16 protein-coding genes are annotated in these 16,223 nt (G+C 56.4%); 10 read left to right on the top strand and 6 right to left on the bottom strand.

The genetic code is table 11. The features are described from left to right. Nucleotides 1-22: 22 nt before the first annotated feature. From VEI50_15645 to purH, 3 genes are all read right to left on the bottom strand, one after another. Nucleotides 23-679: an L-threonylcarbamoyladenylate synthase gene (locus tag VEI50_15645; GenBank protein HXX76564.1), complete on the bottom strand. Its 657-nt coding sequence runs from the start codon at nucleotides 677-679 to the stop codon at nucleotides 23-25. 17 nt (nucleotides 680-696) lie between these two features. Beyond that, nucleotides 697-1,980 (bottom strand): phosphoribosylamine--glycine ligase, encoded by a 1,284-nt coding sequence (gene purD / locus VEI50_15640; protein ID HXX76563.1) that lies wholly within the window; start codon nucleotides 1,978-1,980, stop codon nucleotides 697-699. 61 nt (nucleotides 1,981-2,041) lie between these two features. Beyond that, nucleotides 2,042-3,595 carry a bifunctional phosphoribosylaminoimidazolecarboxamide formyltransferase/IMP cyclohydrolase gene (gene purH / locus VEI50_15635; protein HXX76562.1) on the bottom strand — a complete coding sequence of 518 codons (1,554 nt, stop codon included), beginning with the start codon at nucleotides 3,593-3,595 and terminating at the stop codon, nucleotides 2,042-2,044. Nucleotides 3,596-3,891: 296 nt separating this feature from the next. Here purH and VEI50_15630 point away from each other — a divergent pair, with 296 nt between their 5' ends. The 6 genes from VEI50_15630 (at nucleotide 3,892) to VEI50_15605 (ending at nucleotide 11,782) form a co-directional block, all read left to right on the top strand. Continuing rightward, nucleotides 3,892-4,752, top strand: coding sequence for an OmpA family protein (locus VEI50_15630; protein HXX76561.1), 861 nt, complete (start codon nucleotides 3,892-3,894; stop codon nucleotides 4,750-4,752). Then, nucleotides 4,749-6,071, top strand: a complete 1,323-nt coding sequence (locus tag VEI50_15625; GenBank protein HXX76560.1) for a hypothetical protein — start codon at nucleotides 4,749-4,751, stop codon at nucleotides 6,069-6,071. Before VEI50_15630 ends, VEI50_15625 begins: the two co-directional genes overlap by 4 nt. Before the next feature lie 69 nt (nucleotides 6,072-6,140). Beyond that, on the top strand, nucleotides 6,141-9,605 hold the full coding sequence (locus tag VEI50_15620; protein HXX76559.1) for a DNA polymerase III subunit alpha: 3,465 nt from the start codon (nucleotides 6,141-6,143) through the stop codon (nucleotides 9,603-9,605). A gap of 64 nt (nucleotides 9,606-9,669) precedes the next feature. Further along, a complete protein-coding gene (locus tag VEI50_15615; GenBank protein ID HXX76558.1) occupies nucleotides 9,670-10,644 on the top strand; it encodes an acetyl-CoA carboxylase carboxyltransferase subunit alpha in 975 nt (324 codons plus the stop codon). A gap of 134 nt (nucleotides 10,645-10,778) precedes the next feature. Further along, a complete protein-coding gene (locus VEI50_15610; protein HXX76557.1) occupies nucleotides 10,779-11,123 on the top strand; it encodes a PilZ domain-containing protein in 345 nt (114 codons plus the stop codon). Nucleotides 11,124-11,398: 275 nt separating this feature from the next. Next, entirely contained in the window at nucleotides 11,399-11,782 is a 384-nt protein-coding gene (locus tag VEI50_15605) for a hypothetical protein (GenBank protein ID HXX76556.1), read from the top strand. Between the two features lie 95 nt (nucleotides 11,783-11,877). Here VEI50_15605 and VEI50_15600 read toward each other — a convergent pair whose 3' ends face one another. Continuing rightward, nucleotides 11,878-12,267 carry a DoxX family protein gene (locus VEI50_15600; protein HXX76555.1) on the bottom strand — a complete coding sequence of 130 codons (390 nt, stop codon included), beginning with the start codon at nucleotides 12,265-12,267 and terminating at the stop codon, nucleotides 11,878-11,880. Nucleotides 12,268-12,443: 176 nt separating this feature from the next. Further along, on the bottom strand, nucleotides 12,444-13,283 hold the full coding sequence (locus tag VEI50_15595; GenBank protein HXX76554.1) for an aldo/keto reductase: 840 nt from the start codon (nucleotides 13,281-13,283) through the stop codon (nucleotides 12,444-12,446). A gap of 116 nt (nucleotides 13,284-13,399) precedes the next feature. On the opposite strand from VEI50_15595, the gene VEI50_15590 reads away from it, so the two are divergent. Next, nucleotides 13,400-13,765, top strand: coding sequence for a hypothetical protein (locus tag VEI50_15590; GenBank protein HXX76553.1), 366 nt, complete (start codon nucleotides 13,400-13,402; stop codon nucleotides 13,763-13,765). Between the two features lie 174 nt (nucleotides 13,766-13,939). Here VEI50_15590 and VEI50_15585 read toward each other — a convergent pair whose 3' ends face one another. After that, a complete protein-coding gene (locus VEI50_15585; GenBank protein ID HXX76552.1) occupies nucleotides 13,940-14,320 on the bottom strand; it encodes a hypothetical protein in 381 nt (126 codons plus the stop codon). A 214-nt stretch (nucleotides 14,321-14,534) separates the two neighbouring features. Here VEI50_15585 and VEI50_15580 point away from each other — a divergent pair, with 214 nt between their 5' ends. From VEI50_15580 to VEI50_15570, 3 genes are all read left to right on the top strand, one after another. Then, complete coding sequence (locus tag VEI50_15580; protein HXX76551.1) at nucleotides 14,535-14,804, top strand: hypothetical protein; 270 nt, start codon at nucleotides 14,535-14,537, stop codon at nucleotides 14,802-14,804. Nucleotides 14,805-14,886: 82 nt separating this feature from the next. After that, nucleotides 14,887-15,669, top strand: a complete 783-nt coding sequence (locus VEI50_15575; protein ID HXX76550.1) for a carbon-nitrogen hydrolase family protein — start codon at nucleotides 14,887-14,889, stop codon at nucleotides 15,667-15,669. A gap of 55 nt (nucleotides 15,670-15,724) precedes the next feature. Continuing rightward, on the top strand, nucleotides 15,725-16,150 hold the full coding sequence (locus tag VEI50_15570) for a hypothetical protein (protein HXX76549.1): 426 nt from the start codon (nucleotides 15,725-15,727) through the stop codon (nucleotides 16,148-16,150). Nucleotides 16,151-16,223 lie beyond the last annotated feature (73 nt).

The raw sequence follows: 16,223 nt of genomic DNA, 5'->3' as shown, positions 1-16,223 counted from the left end.
ACCACGCCACCGATGTTGTATATCACATCTGCCCTTCGTTGAGGAAAAATCCTCTCTCGCACAACGCCTCTCGGATACGGGCGCGCGAGATCGTTCCTTCGCGCACAATCTGTGGCCGCCCCTCGACCTGAATGACGGTCGATGGCAAGCCACCCGGCGTCAATCCGGCGTCGATAATTAAATCGATCTCGTCACCAAAGGTTTGCTCTACCTCTTGAGCAGTTCGAGCCGCGCTCTCCCCCGATCGGTTGGCACTCGTTCCTGTAACCGGCCCCACCACTCGAAGAATGTCTGCGAGAGCAGTCAACGATGTCCAGCGCACTCCAACCGTCCCTGTTCCCGCCGTGATAAGTGTATGCAGGTCGGCCCGTGCGGGGAATACAATTGTCAGAGGGCCTGGCCAGAATGCCTCCATCAGGGCGGTCGCTGCCGGAGGAATTGATTCGACAAGAGGATACAGTTGGTCGTCTGCACCGATGAGGAGAAGGATCGGCTTGTGCTCCGCACGGCCTTTGACTTTCGTAAGGCGGCTGAGTGCGGCGGAATCGAAGGGATCGACACCTAACCCGTAAGAAGTTTCCGTGGGGATTGCGACGATCCCACCTCGTCGAAGGATAGTTCGGACGCGGGCGCACAGAGCCGTGAATTCAGGTGGATCATAACGGACGATTGCAGCCATGGAGAGATGCAAGCCAGTCAATACCGATCGTCTCTTGGGCGAAGGGCTCGATGCGCGATGTCGGTTCGGTAATGGCAGCCATCGAACGTGATGCTTTTCACAAGGCGATACGCTTCTTGCTGTGCAGCAACGATGGTCTTGCCACGTCCGGTTACGCCCAACACCCGCCCGCCGGCTGTAACAATGTCAGTTCCCCGGCGCGCGGTTCCGGCGTGAAACACCATCCCTGTCGCCCCTTCCGCACTCGGCAAGCCATGAATCACGAATCCCTGCTGATAGGGTCCGGGGTAGCCCTTCGATGTCATGACCACACACACAGCCGACTCGTCCTGCCAGTCCACCGTGAGTTGATCGAGTCGATGATCGACTACGGCTTCGATCACATCAACCAAGTCCGTCTTCAATAAAGGCAGCACGACCTGCGTTTCGGGGTCGCCCATCCGCGCGTTGAATTCCAACACGTAGGGAACGCCCTTCACGATCATCAGCCCGGCATACAGGACACCTTGAAACGGACAGCCCAGTCGCGCGAGTGCATCCACGATGGGCCGCAACACCTCGCACGTAACCATCTCGCAGAGGGCACGAGTGCCGAGCGGAGCTGGACAGTAAGACCCCATGCCGCCAGTGTTCAAACCAGTGTCCCTGTCACCGACCCGTTTGTGATCCTGTGCAGGCAACATGGGTACGACGGTCTCGCCATCGGTGAAAGCCATGATCGTCAGTTCTTCCCCATCAAGAAACTGCTCAATCAACACACGTTGTCCAGCCTGGCCGAACACCGCTCGTTCCATCGAATCCGCGACGGCCTGCTTGGCCTCTTCACGCGTCGTCGCGATGATGACCCCTTTGCCCTGCGCAAGCCCGTCAGCCTTGATCACGACCGGGAGCTCGTGCAGATCCAGGTACGCCAGCGCATCCGCCATCTTGTCGAAACTCTTGGCGCGTGCCGTCGGAATCTTGGCGGTCACCATGACATCCTTGGAAAAGCTCTTGCTCGCTTCGATCCGGGCCGCATGGCGCGTCGGCGCGAAGATCTTCAACTTCGCCTTTCGGAATTCGTCGGCAATCCCGAGTGCGAGCGGCATTTCCGGCCCGACCACGGTCAGATCGATCCCCTCTTCTTGAACGAACCGTTTGAGGCCGGCGATGTCGTCGGCTTTGAGAGGGACGCAGGTGGCCAGCGTCTCGATCCCGGCGTTGCCCGGTGCGCAATACAGTTGGGGCGCTCGTGGGCTTTGGGCAAGTTTCCACACGATGGCATGCTCGCGTCCGCCGCTACCAATAACAAGAATCTTCACATGTGAACCTTATCGATGAGGCGGGAATACCGAACGGTCGACTATAAAGCTGGAGCGAATATCAATGCCTAAAATGTCTCATGCCTGTCATGATCATGGCCAGGCCATGTTCATCAGCCGCCTTGATGATTTCGGCGTCGCGGATTGATCCCCCTGGCTGAATCACCGCGGTAATCCCGGCTTGCGCAGCGGCATCCAGTCCGTCGCGGAACGGAAAGAAGGCATCCGACGCCATCACGCATCCCTTCACCGGCAGGTGCGCTTTCATTGCCGCGAGCTTGACGGAATCAACCCGGCTCATTTGGCCGGCACCGATCCCTACGGTCTGTCCGGGCTTCGCATAGATGATGGCATTCGACTTCACATGCTTGCAGACCTTCCAGGCGAAGGCACAAGCAGCGTACTCTTCGTCGGTCGGTTTGCGAACAGTCGGGACATGAAGCGCACGGAGATCCGTCAGACCTCCCAGGTCGCGATCCTGCACGATCAAGCCACCCACGAGTTTCATGAGGTCGTACCCTTCCTGCCTCCCTTTCGTCAGTGGGCCGATATCGAGCAATCGCAGATCCTTTTTTCGTTTGAGCTCCGCCAGAGCCTCTTCTGTGAATCCGGGCGCGATCACGACTTCTACAAACGTCGAGGTGATTTCTTTGGCAGCAGCTAAATCGACCGGTCGATTGAACGCAATGACTCCGCCGAAGGCGGACACCGGATCGGTTTCACGCGCTTTGACATAGGCCTCGACGGACGTGTCGCCCAGCGCCGCCCCGCAGGGATTGTTGTGTTTGATGATGGCCACCGCCGTCTCGTCGAACTCCTTTGCCAGCTCGAGCGCGGAGTTCGCGTCGAGAAAATTATTATAAGACATCGCCTTGCCATGTAGAATCTTTCCTCGCGAGACAGACGGTTCATTTGAATACAGCTCTCGATAGAAGGCTCCTTGCTGATGCGGATTCTCTCCGTACCGAAGCGGCTCGACCAATTCGTACTGGAGGGACAGGATCTTCGGAAATTTCACCGTTTCTCCCTGTACTTGTTTTTCCAGATATCCCGCGATCAATCCGTCATACCGAGCAGTATGTTGAAATACTTTCATGGCGAGTTCTCGACGAAGCGCACGTGTCGCGATCCCGGTTTTGATGGCGTGAAGCACTCGTGCATAATCCGCTGGATCGACTACAACCAGCACATCGTCGTGATTTTTGGCGGCGGATCGGAGCATCGACGGTCCACCGATATCAATATTCTCAATCGCCTCATCGAAGGTACAGTGGGGTTTTGCGATCGTGGCTTCGAAAGGATAGAGATTGACGACCACGACGTCGATCGGGCCGATGGCATGTTGCTTCATCTGATCGACATGTGCAGGTAGACTCCGACGGCCAAGGAGGCCTCCATGAATTTTGGGATGGAGTGTCTTCACCCGGCCATCCAGCATCTCAGGGAATCCCGTGTAAGCAGCGACGTCTGTCACCTTGATCCTCGCCTCACGGAGCGTTTTCGCCGTTCCGCCCGTAGACAAAATCTCGGCTCCAAGGGCCTCCAGCCCTTTGGCCATGTCCACCACTCCCGTCTTATCTGACACGCTGATCAGGGCCCGCTGGATGGCGGCCATGTGCACTCCTTCATCGGTGCGTGAATGAAAAAAACGAGCGCTGCGCGAAGCGAGCGCAGAATAGCAAAGGAGACGATGGACTTCAAGTAAGGATATAGGGCAGAGCGAATCGGCTACGACGGTCCCGCCGAGCGGTGATGGAGAAAAAACTCTCCACGCAAAATTCTCGATGCCGTCAACTCCTGGACCGAGGTCAGAGAGAACCGGCGGGTCAGAAAATCCCGGCTGGCATGGTTTTGCTGAATATGATAGGGTCCTCACGTCCTCGCCGGTTTGTTCTGCCTGAGAGTCGCACAATGGCACGTGGAGCGATCCTTGCCGCAGGCGCCTTGGCGCTCACGATCCTTGCCTTCGTGTGTCTGCCTCGTCACTTGCCTCCCCCTGCAGCAAGCCGTTCGTTGGCAGCGGCGACCCTCTATGTCCGCTTGGAGGCAGGAACGTTGACATTTCGTGGGTCGCTACCGACTGAGGCAGCAAAAGCTCAGATCCTGACGCGAGCGCAAGAGCTGTATGGTCAACGGCATGTTCGCATCGTCGACGAGCTGGTCATCGATCCTAATGTCGGTGCCGCACCCTGGTTGACTGCGGTGCCAGCCGTTCTCCCTGTCTTAGGCCACATGAACGAACATGGTTCCGTCATTATCGACGGCCACTCGCTGGTTTTGAGCGGTAGGGTCGAAACTGAGCGCGCAAAATCGGCACTGTTGAGCGAGGCTGCCCCGCTCACCGCGTCGGGCTTGGAACTTGAGAATCATGTCTTGGTCGCACCGATCGCGTCCTCGTCACCGTCGCTTCAGGCCAGGTTGGACCGCGTCTTGAAACAATCTGGCATTGCCTTCGAGTCGAATAGCACCAAAATTAACCCACGGGGCCGTGCCACGTTAGAGAAGCTGATTCCGCTTCTCCGTCGCGAACCCAAAGCGGTCATCGAAATCGCCGGGCACACCGACGGCTACGGGGCGGTCGACTATAACATCCAGCTCAGCCGTCGCCGAGCCGAAGCGGTGCGACAGTATTTCATCACCCGAGGGTTGACTAACCGATTTACCGCCGTAGGATACGGCGCAACCCAACCCGTGTCCTCCGAGAAGACCAAGGCGGGACTCCATAATAACCGTCGGATCGAGTTGCGTGTGAAAGGGGGGGCTGACCTATGACCGCGCTTATCAGCCAGATGGTGGGGTGCCTGATCATTGCTGCGGCGATTGGAGGGATCATTGGATGGCTCGTCCGCAATCTGTCGACTCTGTCTCTCGAGCGGGAGTTTGGCGAACTCAGCACCATGCTTCGCAAAAAGGAGCAGGCCTTCGACGCCCTGCAGTATGAAGTGAAAGTGAAAACGTCGGCAATCCAGACATTAGAAAATAGGGTGGCTGCCGCGGAAGCCGTCGCCCGGACTGCACAAAAAGACCTGTCCATTCGAAATGAGCGTCTCAGTGCGTTGCAAGAGGAACTGGCCACGAAAGCCCAACGCCTCTCAGCCGTGGAATCTGAGTTGACCGCCTGGCACCAACAGGCAAACCGCAGTGAAGCCGAAGCGACAGAACAGTCAAATCAGGTCACACACCTCACCGTCGCGCATCAGGAAGCTCAGCAAGAGGTGGCCCGCATGGCACAGGAGTTGGGTCAACAGCAGCACCGGATCGCGGAGCTGGAAGCCGAGGTTGCCGCGTTAGACCCTCTGCGCGTGCGGATCCAAGAACTCGAGCCGGCACAGGGACGAGTACATTGGCTTGAAGTCCAACTCAGTGAAAAGGACACTCACCACCGGGCCGCACTACAAACCCTCGAACAGGAACTTGCGCGTCGCGACGAGACGATTCGCGGTCTTGAGCCGCTGCAACAGCGATTGCAGGCACAAGCCGATGAAGTGGAGGAATGGAGGCAACGATATGCGACGACCGCTGAACGACACGCGAAGGAGTGTGCGGGGTATGAGGAGCAGCTCGCCAGGTTCCGAAACCTTGAGGTAAATCTGGCACAGCAACAAGAGGTTCTTGACGGAAAAGATCGCCAGATTCGAGCCCTGAAACAGCAACTGCGCGAGCTGGAAACCTTGCGAGCCGAACTGACGAGCCGCACCAAGGCCGTGGAGGAAAGAGAAGAAGAGATCAACCGCCTCCGGAAACGGCTGGTTGAGGTGCGCGCCGCACTACGGATTCGAACCGAGGGTGGCGTGGCACCCCGTCCCAGCCGCCAGGTCGGCCATCAACTCACGTTGCAGATCGGGCAGACGAAATCGGCAAAGGACTCCACAAAGGATGATTTGAAGAGGATCCGAGGAATCGGGCCGACGTTTGAACGTGTGCTCAATAAAATGGGAATCTTCACGTTCCGGAAAATTGCAACATGGGACGCGTCCGACATGAAACGGATCGCCGATAAACTCGAGACTGCTCCCGATCGGATTAAGCGGGATAAGTGGATTACGGAAGCCAAAAAAGAACACTACCGCAAGTACGGCGAACGGTTATAGGTTTTCCTCCGGTTACATTGACTTGATTGCTCGTCACTGACTAGAATCCGGCACGAGGTTCATCTCCCGGTGGTATCGCAATTCGTCCATCTTCACCTGCATACCCAGTTCAGCCTCCTCGACGGCGCGAATCAGATCGATCCGTTGATCCGACAGGTGAAGGCATTTGGCCAACCAGCTGTCGCCATTACCGATCACGGTAATATGTTCGGGGCGATCGAGTTCTATCGCAAAGCCAAAGACGCCGGGGTGAAACCGATCATCGGCTGCGAAGCCTATATGGCCCCCGGCAGCCGGTTCACGAAGGACAGCACTCAACTCGCGCATAATGATTACTACCATTTGATTTTGTTGGCGCGGAACCTCACCGGCTATCAAAATCTCATCAAGCTTGTCAGCAAAGCATACCTTGAGGGATTCTATTATAAACCACGGATGGATAAAGAAATTCTCAAGGAGCACTGTGAAGGACTGATCGCCCTCTCCGGCTGTTTGAGCGGTGAAATCCCCTACCTGATCGGCCAGAAGGATCTGGAGGGGGCCACAGCGGTCGCGGGCGAGTTTCGGGAGATTTTCGGAAAGGACCACTTTTATCTGGAGGTCCAAGCCAACGGCCTCGAACATCAGCGTGTCGCCAACGCCGGATTGATCGAACTCCACAAGAAACTCGGCATCCCCTTGGCCGGCACAAATGACTGCCATTATCTTAAAAAGGAGGACTCCCGCCCGCACGACCTGATGTTGTGCCTTCAAACCGGTAAGACCATCAGCGACCCGAATCGGCTGAAATTTGATACTGATCAGTTGTATGTGAAATCGACCGAGGAGATCGTCTCAGCATTTCAGGAATTTCCCGGCGCGGTGTCCAATACCTGCAAAATCGCCAACCATTGCGATCTCACGCTGGCACTGAACAAAACCTACCTTCCTCAGTACAGGATTCCCGAAGGGTTTAAAGACCGCGAGTCCTATCTTGAGCATCTCGCCGTCGACGGATTGAATGCGCGATTGAAGGAATGTCCCAGCACGATTCCCCCAACGACCTACGAGCTTCGCTTGCGCGAGGAGCTGATGGTCATCTGTTCAATGGGGTTCGCTGGTTATTTCCTCATCGTATGGGACATCATCCGGTTCGCTCGCTCACGTGGTATTCCCGTTGGACCTGGCCGGGGCTCTGCCGCAGGCAGTTTGGTCGCCTACGCGCTGCACATCACGGACCTGGACCCCCTCGTGTATAGTCTGCTCTTCGAGCGGTTCCTGAACCCGGAACGCGTGTCGCTCCCAGATATCGACATGGACTTCTGCATGGACCGGCGCGGGGAAGTGATCAACTATGTCGTCGAAAAATACGGGTCGGACCATGTCGCACAGATCATTACCTTCGGCACCTTGGGCGCGAAGGCCGCGATCCGTGATGTGGGCCGCGTCTTGGAAATGCCGTATGCCGAAGCCGACAAAGTCGCTAAGTTGGTGCCGAGCCAGTTGAACGTCACCTTACAGCAGGCCCTCGACACGGAGCCTCGACTTCGCGATCTGGTCGAAACCGACCCGAAAGTCAAAGAGCTGATGTCGGTCGCACAATCGCTGGAAGGCTTGGCTCGTCATGCGTCCACTCACGCAGCCGGCATCGTCATCTCCGATGAGCCGTTGACCAATCACGTCCCGCTCTACAAAGGGACGAATGATGAAATCGTGACGCAGTACTCCATGGGTGATGTCGAAAAAATCGGCCTGGTGAAGTTCGATTTCCTGGGACTCAAGACGCTCACGATGATCCGACGTGCCGAAATGCTGGTCAACGATAGCCGACCGAGCGAACCACCGCTGGTGGTTGACCGACTTCCTTTCGACGATCCCAAAACGTTCGCCCTCCTCGCCTCAGGCAAAACGACCGGATTGTTCCAGCTCGAGAGTTCGGGCATGCGGGATCTCCTCACCGGCCTGAAGCCGGATCGCTTTGAAGACATCATCGCAATCATCGCCCTGTATCGACCGGGCCCGATGGACTTGATCCCCGATTTCATCAAACGGAAGCAGGGAAAGATTCCCATTGTGTACGAAACGCCGGAGCTTGCACCGATCCTGAAGGACACCTATGGGGTCATCGTCTATCAGGAGCAGGTCATGGCAATCGCGAACAAGGTTGCCGGCTTCTCGTTGGGGCAAGCCGATATTCTTCGTCGCGCGATGGGAAAAAAGAAGCCGGAGGAGATGGAAAAGCTGCGCGTCAAATTTCTGGAGGGTGCGAAGAAAAACAAAATTCCCGACAAAAAGGCCGAGAAACTCTACGAACTCATCCAGAAGTTCGCAGGATATGGTTTCAACAAATCACATGCTGCCGCCTATGCAGTCGTCTGTTATCACACTGCCTACCTGAAGGCTCACTATCCGACCGAGTTCATGGCGTCGCTCATGACCACTGACATGGGCAACACTGACAAGATTATGGGGTACTTCACGGAATGTCGGGAACTCGGCATCAAGGTTCTGGGGCCCGACGTAAACGACAGCCAGAAGAATTTCGCCGTCGTCGATGGGACAATCCGGTTCGGACTGGCAGCCATTAAGAACGTCGGTGAAGGCGCCGTTGAGTCCGTCATCGCCATTCGAAACGAGGGAGGGCCCTTCACCTCCTTCTTCGATTTCTGCCGCCGAGTGGATCTCCGAAAGGTGAACAAGCGGATGCTGGAAGGCTTGATCAAAGCCGGTGCTTTCGATTCGACTGGCGCCAAACGTTCTCAATTCATGGCGGTCCTCGACCACGCGGTCGAGGACGGGGCAGCGGCGCAGCGCGAGCGTGATCTCGGGCAAACCAGCATCTTCGCAGCAGCCCTGCCGGGCCATGAGAGGGAATCTCATGCAGGCCTCCCCACTCTTCCGGAGATTCCAGAGTGGGACCAAGGTCAACGGCTCAAATACGAACGTGAATTGACCGGCTTCTACATCACGGCCCATCCGCTTACCCGGTATGAAGCGACGATTAGAGCGCTTTCGACTTCATCAACCGTTGGGTTGGCTGAGATGTCCGATGGCAAGGAGGTGAAACTCTGTGGCATCATTACGACCGTCAGGGCGATGCTCACCAAGAAGGGCGACCGGATGGCCTATTTAACCCTCGAAGACTTGCAGGGGACGGTTGAAGTGATCGCATTTCCCGACCTCTATAAGGCGGCGGGGGCATTGATTGCGCCGGAGCGGATTGTCCGACTGACCGGTACGATCGACCGTGGTGACAAGGGCACCAAACTCCGTGGCAGCAAAATTGAACCGCTGACCGATGTGCAGAGTCAGACCATCAAACGCGTCCTGATCCGTCTGAGTGATCGACCGGAGGCAAAGGATCAATTGCCGCGGTTGCGGGACGTATTGCTCCGGCACCCGGGCGCCACCTCGGTTGCATTGACGGTCCTCATGGACCAGACGATGGAGGCCGACACCGCCCCGCTTCCCAATGTCAGTGTGACCGCCAATGAACACTTCGTGGCTGATGTTGAAGAAGTGCTAGGCAAAGGGGCCCTCTCTTTGCTATCCTAAATGATTATGGCCGGGGTGTGATGTCGACCACCCCGTCCCCTAGCTAACCGAAGATTTCCCACTGATGTCTATGCGCGATTATCTCGAATTCGAGAAGCCGATCCGCGAGATCGAAGAAAAGATCGAAAAGCTCGCAGCGGCTCCATCTGGCAAGCCGGCCCCCCAGGATGAAATCCGTAAGCTACGCACCAAACTCGCACAGATCGAACATGAACTGTACGGCCGTCTCACCGCCTGGCAGCGCACGCAGCTTGCGCGCCATCCCCAGCGGCCCAGCACCTTGGACTATATTAGCGATCTGTGTCGGGATTTTCTCGAGTTCCATGGCGATCGTTCATTCGGCGATGACCGGGCCATTGTCGGCGGCTTTGCACGGTTCAATGATCGATCCGTGATGGTCATCGGCCACCAGAAAGGCCGGACATTGAAGGAACGGATGCAGCGAAACTTCGGAATGCCGAATCCGGAAGGCTATAGAAAAGCGCTTCGGCTGATGCGTATGGCCGAGAAGTTTGGGCGCCCAATTATCACGTTTATTGATACGCCCGGTGCCTATCCCGGGATCGGCGCCGAAGAACGAGGCCAAGCCGAAGCGATCGCGCGTAATCTGTTGGTCATGTCGCGGTTGACGGTCCCGATCATTTCGGTGGTGATCGGAGAAGGCGGTAGCGGCGGGGCGCTGGCCTTAGGTGTGTCGGACCGGGTGTTGATGCTGGAAAATTCCGTATATTCCGTGATTTCACCGGAGGGATGTGCAGCCATTCTGTGGGATGATCCGGCGAAGGTACCCGATGCCGCCTCTGCCCTGAAGATGACTGCTCAAGATCTGAAGGATCTTCGTATCGCCGATGACCTCATTCCCGAACCCCTCGGCGGAGCCCATCGGGATCCTAAAGCTGTGACTGAACGTGTGGCTAAAGCCCTGACGAATCACCTCTTCACTCTCTCAGAACTGTCAACGGATCAGCTTCTGGCTCAGCGCGAAAACAAGTACCGTCGCATCGGTGCCATCAACGGCATCGAAACCTCTGCCTCGTAGCATTCTCACTCTCGATCTCTCCGAATCTCTTCGTGCAAGCAGTGTTGGTGACTCCCTACGAAGGGCGCCTTATGGGACCGGCAGGTGCAATATGCTTGCTGATTCTGAGGATCTTGGTATGCTGACGATCAGATATGGAGCAACGGAAATTTGAGAGATTTTCTATCAGCGGAAACGTTACGTTCTCCGGCGACTCGGTGCGCGGAGAAGGCCGTATCGACAATCTGTCGCTGGGTGGTGCTGCGATTACGAGCGACGTGTCGGTCGCCAAGGGGGACTACCTGCAACTCACCATGTTGCTGGCCACTGAACCTCGTGCCCGTGCCATTGAAGTCGAACTGGCCCCGGTCCGATGGATCAAAGACCACAGCTTCGGAGTGGAGTTCATCCGTGTCAACCCGAGCGCGCTCCAAATACTGCAGCATTTCGTCGAGCATCTCGGCCCTGTTCCCCACCACACTGCGTCGCCCAGTCTCTAGCGCGCGGACTTCGGATCCAACCTGTCCGGTACCGACAAGAGATCTTTTGGACATGGGCTTCCTCTCAAAGTAAGGGGATCCGTTCACGGGCTCATGTACCCGGAGCCACAGTCAGACCGCTACGTATTCGCCCCCGCTACATCACCTTCGTAATTTCATCTACTTGTCAGAAGCCTTGATTGCATCCGTGTCCCTGAATTTGTAGTATCGGCACCCGATCCCCGCAGACGGTGAACGGCAGGTGGGATAACGAATCAATGAAAAGGAGAGGACGAATGACCGCCACATCCCGTTTCGTACTTGGATTGTGCATACTTGCCATCACTGGCTGTGCATCATGGGGAGGACCGCCTGACGGTCTACTCGAGCGTATCCCGCTAGTGGAGATTGGAAAACCAGAGCCGGCGGATAAGAACTACGTCCTCTATATCCCGGCAGGGAAACCCATTCCGATTCATTTCACGGTCAAAGGGCCGCTGTTTCTCAAACCGGGAGAAGCGACCGGCCAGGTTCAGCTCACCCAGAGCCTATACATTTATCAGGAATGGTCAAGCCTCAACGGCATCAACTGGACCCATCAAGCCTTCGAGGGCGGAGTGTCCCTTGGTCTGGCGGTAAAGGGAGGGCTTGTCGACGTGTACGTCAAACGTGCCGACTAGTCGAAGCCGCTCTTTGGAATCACATGTCCGTTCATGGGAACATCACCGATGGAATCGCTGGTCGGGCTCCCCGCGTGCCACTCGTTGCCTCGGGTCTAATTGGCTTTTCTCACCGCGTCCACACTCCAAATCCCCGATCCGTGCGCTGAAATATACAAGAAGACAAAGCAATACAGAGCGGCCAGTTCGCCCATATTTTGAATGGGCAGGAGAGCGTGGGTGCCATGAGCCATCCAGTAGGCGGAGGCCATCAGCCCGCTGCAAACAAAGGCTGCCCAGCCGGCAAAGAGCCCGATCATCACGAGGGTCCCACCTACCAACTCAATCGGACCGGCGATCGCAATGACAAACGTCGGAATCTGGGGCGGTGGGGGCATCGGCACGCTCAACAATTTTTGTGTGCCATGCCAAAGAAACAAGAACCCGGTGACAATGCGCATCAGCGCATACGTCTTTGTCGCATGGGCCTGCATGAACGATGGCATAGTTTCCTCCTCCTGCGAACGGTGGTAGAACCTGCACAACGAGGTGTGGAATCTGGGCCAGGCTACTGAGTTTGGAGAATCCTGTCAACGAGCCGAGCGTTTTCTTTACTCCATAGACTGGCTGGTGTCTGCCCGTGGTGGCGGTCTTCGGATGCTGGAACGTAGAGGAAGCGTGACTACAGACCGATCGTTTCGATGTGCTGAACCTCGGCGTCTGTGAGCATGAGCTGTGCAGCTTGAAGGTCTTCTGTCATATGATGCACGTTCGTCGTCCCGGTCAATGGCAGCATCCCGATCTGCATGGCAAATCGAAAAATGACTTGAGCGACACCGGTCCCGTGCCGTCCGGCAATCGTTCGCACAGTTGGATCGACAAACACCTCACGGTTGGCGGTCAACAGAGAAAATCCTTGATAGATGATGTGATGGGCGCGACAGATCTCACGCACGTCTTTATCCCATCCGAACGCGGCATAACACCGGTTTTGCACCACCATGGGCTTATGTCGTGCTTGAACGCAAAGTTGTCCGAGTTGCTCGGCCGATACATTGCTGATGCCGATGATCCTGGTCTTTCCTGATTCGTAGAGTGCTTCGATGGCTTTCCAGACCTCCCAATCCTCTGTGCCCAACCCACGACGAGAATACGGACCGTGCAAGACATACGAATCCACATACTCAGTGTGCAGATGGTCCAATGAACTCCGAAAAGACTGCTGGACTTGCGTGGTGAGATCAGCCGAGGCGTCATAGGGGGTACGATGATCTTGCCCATTGGCCGGTGTGAATTTCGTTTGCAGAAACAGCTTCTCGCGCGAGATACCCTGTTCGGCAAGGGTTTGGAGCGCCTCGCCGACCAGGGCTTCTTGGTAATGGATCAACTGATTGGCCGTGTCAATGGCCGTGAAGCCTGTCTCGACCGCGAGGACGACCAGCTTTGCCGTGGCTTCCTTCTTCCAGGCCGTGCCGTACATGAAAGAGGGAAGAGAAATCTTGTTGTAGGTGGTCAACGCCATGTGAGTCTCTGTTACGCATCCTGACTCAGGCGGTGCCTGCTTGTCTAGAGACTGCCATCTGCCCAGGAGCCTGTTTCAAATAGATCCGAGACTTGTTACAGTGCGACCGCCATACCGTGCAGTGCAGCTGGATTGCCATGGATGTTGAACAGGGTATGCAGGTAGTTGAATTGCGGACCACCTATCGCTATGTCCAGGCGCATCCCTGGGTCGTCCAGGCGATAACAGGGTTTCTTTCCGCTTATTTTATAGAACACCCCGGTTTTCGCGTACAGCGACATGGAGACGACCTAGAATCCGGTATGCACGTGTGGATCTGCGACGTTCCTCCGGCCATGAAGGTCCTCAGGCTCCTGAAGCGACTGAGCGAAGACATCCCGCCTTGCCACGTGCGACAGATGGATCAGGTTCCACCTGCCCGACCGCAATACATCATCGACTGTGCGGGTGATGAAGCCTCCGTCTCAGAGGATGTCCGCTGAAGCGATCTGCGCCACGTCGTTCGCACGGCAATAGCGATGCGAACCGGAGGTGTGGGTGCTGTGTTGGAGATGTTCTAGAAGATGAGCGTGGGAGATGTCGGTACCGGGAAAGCAAATGGTCGAGCATCGGACCGACGCGCACCATCAGGTAAATCGACTTCGTGGCGAACCACGTCAGGACGGTTCTCCGGAAGTCAACCAGGTGAATGCATTCTCGAAGTCGCGGAAGGCACGGAGTTGATACCCGCGGTTGGTGGCGCATATCTCGAGGAAAGCCCCGCGGTCAAAGTCGTCTTTGGGACGATTGAGTATCGCGATCCGATGTTGTGGGCTCATACCGAGAGAGCCCAGATCGTTGGCGAGCGTCCACACATCGACCGTGCTGGAGCGCGAACGTGCTTCTCGGCCGTCGATCAGGATGTGGTAGATGTTACTGCGAGCACAGATGTCCAGCAGTTCTTTCAAGACGGCGCGGGTTGCCGGGAGATCAATCTCTCCGGACACATCCGTGCGCAAAAACTCGCTGATCGGAATTACCCGCATATCATAGGACATGGACCACGACCTTCCACCAAACAGCTTCGACCACGTTGTGAGACGCCACGATAGCACACTCCTTTGGATCGTCCAAGATAGATTGCCGCGTTTCGTGTGAGCTTCTCCCCAATGTTGCCGATCCGAAGAATCCGTTTCATCAACCCGTTTCCGACACCATGCCCTCGTCCTGAGTCACTCCCATGATATAGTGGAAACAGTTGCGGAGAGGCTTATGCGTCGAAGAAACATGGTCGGCAGTCTTGCAGTGTTGTGTTGGTGTTTCCTGGTAGGATCTGGGACCGCATCAGCCGAGAGTCAGAAGACCGAAGGAAGCAAAGGAATTACTGTTGACGATCTCGGCCGCGGGTTGAAGAGCGCGGAGCAGAACGTAGAGAAGGAAATTCCGAAAATCGGCCCTGCCATCGCGGACACCTTTAAGAAAGTCACAGGCAAAGCACCGTCCAAACAGCCTATTGAAAGCCCCTCCAAGGATAAGAAATGAAGGGCCAACCGGTACGGTCCCCAGGGACGATTCCTCCTATAATCCTTCCAGGATAGCTACCCAGACGGGAGAATGCTGAGCGATGTCGACGCATATGTTGCGAGTGGCCTTGCTTCATCTCGCACTCCTTCCGGGTGATCTGACGCACAACCGGCGGCTGATTGAAACGGCCATCACGACAGCTGCGGGAGCAGGAGCTACGTGGATCATCAGGCCTGAACACGCTGTTTGCGGTTATACTTTTGCCCACCGGATCGGTACGGACTGGATCGTGCCCCAGCCGGACGCATGGATGATGAGCGTGTGCCGCCTCGCCGCCCGATGTCGGATTGCACTGTTCGTGTCGTGTCCCGAGCGGGATCGACGGATGAACATCCTGTACAACTCGTTGTTTGTTATTGGACCGGCCGGCGCGATCGTCGGAACGCGCCGGAAGATCAACAGGCTGCAAGTCGGATCGGAGTCATGGTCAACGCCGGGAAAACAGGCGACGCCGGTTCCCATCGTTCCATTCGATCGTGTCGGCCTCTTTATCTGCGCGTATGCCTTCTTAATCGGGATCGCCGAGAGTCTCCGAACTCAGGGAGCACGAATCCTCGTCTCATCTTCCGCCTGGGCGCCGGGGCTCCATGGTCCGAACGGCGAATGGGAACGGTGCACTCGCAAGACAGGCCTGCCTCTTTTTGTCGGCAATGGAACCGGACGAGACACGACGCTCAATTTTACCCAAGCCGTCAGTGTGGTGGTGAAAGACGGACGGCGACTTCTTTCGGTGCCGTCCACTCGGTCGACCGTCTTGGTGATCGATTGGAATCTCGACAGTCAGGATCTGGCCACGCCTGCGTATCAACGAATTGAGCTCTAGGATGGCATATTGGTTCCTCATAGCATCGGTCGTCTGGTTGTGGCACGGCACCAGCATGATACAGATATCAGGAGCAGAGGAGGACATGCAGGGACCTCATCAGCATGAAATGACGGAAGAACATCATCACGAGCAGGGCGCGACAGAGGCGATGACCGAGACACACCAGCGGATGGGGCCTCCTATGAAGTGGACGACTCGCCGCCCTCTGGCTGGCGGAGACGAAGCCCGTGCGGCGAGCATCGTACGGACGCTCCGAGAGGCACTCGTCAAATATCAGGACTATCGCGTTGCGATCGAGGACGGGTTCGAGCCATTTCACCCGGAAGTCAAACAACCCCACTACCATTTCACCAGTAAGTGGAGAGGATTCAAAGCTGCCTTCCGTTTCAATCCGGCTGAACAACGTCGCTGCTGTACAAGAAGACGGCAGACGGCTATGAGCTCGAAGGCGCGATGTATACGGCGCCAAAGGGAATGAGCGAAGAGCGATTGGACAAGCGTGTTCCTCTGAGCATAGGGCAGTGGCATGCTCACGTGAACCTCTGTTTTCC

The sequence above is a fragment of the Nitrospiraceae bacterium genome, assembly GCA_035623075.1.
Taxonomy (GTDB): Bacteria; Nitrospirota; Nitrospiria; order Nitrospirales; family Nitrospiraceae; genus DASPUC01.
Note: the sequence above shows the minus strand (reverse complement) of the source record. Positions and strands in the feature narration are given on the sequence as shown.

Coding starts and splice junctions, on each gene's coding strand:
- VEI50_15645 (HXX76564.1), bottom strand. CDS start 679: ATGGCTGCAATCGTCCGTTATGATCCACCTGAATTCACGGCTCTGTGC.
- purH (HXX76562.1), bottom strand. CDS start 3,595: ATGGCCGCCATCCAGCGGGCCCTGATCAGCGTGTCAGATAAGACGGGA.
- VEI50_15630 (HXX76561.1), top strand. CDS start 3,892: ATGGCACGTGGAGCGATCCTTGCCGCAGGCGCCTTGGCGCTCACGATC.
- VEI50_15625 (HXX76560.1), top strand. CDS start 4,749: ATGACCGCGCTTATCAGCCAGATGGTGGGGTGCCTGATCATTGCTGCG.
- VEI50_15615 (HXX76558.1), top strand. CDS start 9,670: ATGTCTATGCGCGATTATCTCGAATTCGAGAAGCCGATCCGCGAGATC.
- VEI50_15610 (HXX76557.1), top strand. CDS start 10,779: ATGGAGCAACGGAAATTTGAGAGATTTTCTATCAGCGGAAACGTTACG.
- VEI50_15605 (HXX76556.1), top strand. CDS start 11,399: ATGACCGCCACATCCCGTTTCGTACTTGGATTGTGCATACTTGCCATC.
- VEI50_15600 (HXX76555.1), bottom strand. CDS start 12,267: ATGCCATCGTTCATGCAGGCCCATGCGACAAAGACGTATGCGCTGATG.
- VEI50_15595 (HXX76554.1), bottom strand. CDS start 13,283: ATGGCGTTGACCACCTACAACAAGATTTCTCTTCCCTCTTTCATGTAC.
- VEI50_15585 (HXX76552.1), bottom strand. CDS start 14,320: ATGTCCTATGATATGCGGGTAATTCCGATCAGCGAGTTTTTGCGCACG.
- VEI50_15580 (HXX76551.1), top strand. CDS start 14,535: ATGCGTCGAAGAAACATGGTCGGCAGTCTTGCAGTGTTGTGTTGGTGT.
- VEI50_15575 (HXX76550.1), top strand. CDS start 14,887: ATGTCGACGCATATGTTGCGAGTGGCCTTGCTTCATCTCGCACTCCTT.
- VEI50_15570 (HXX76549.1), top strand. CDS start 15,725: ATGATACAGATATCAGGAGCAGAGGAGGACATGCAGGGACCTCATCAG.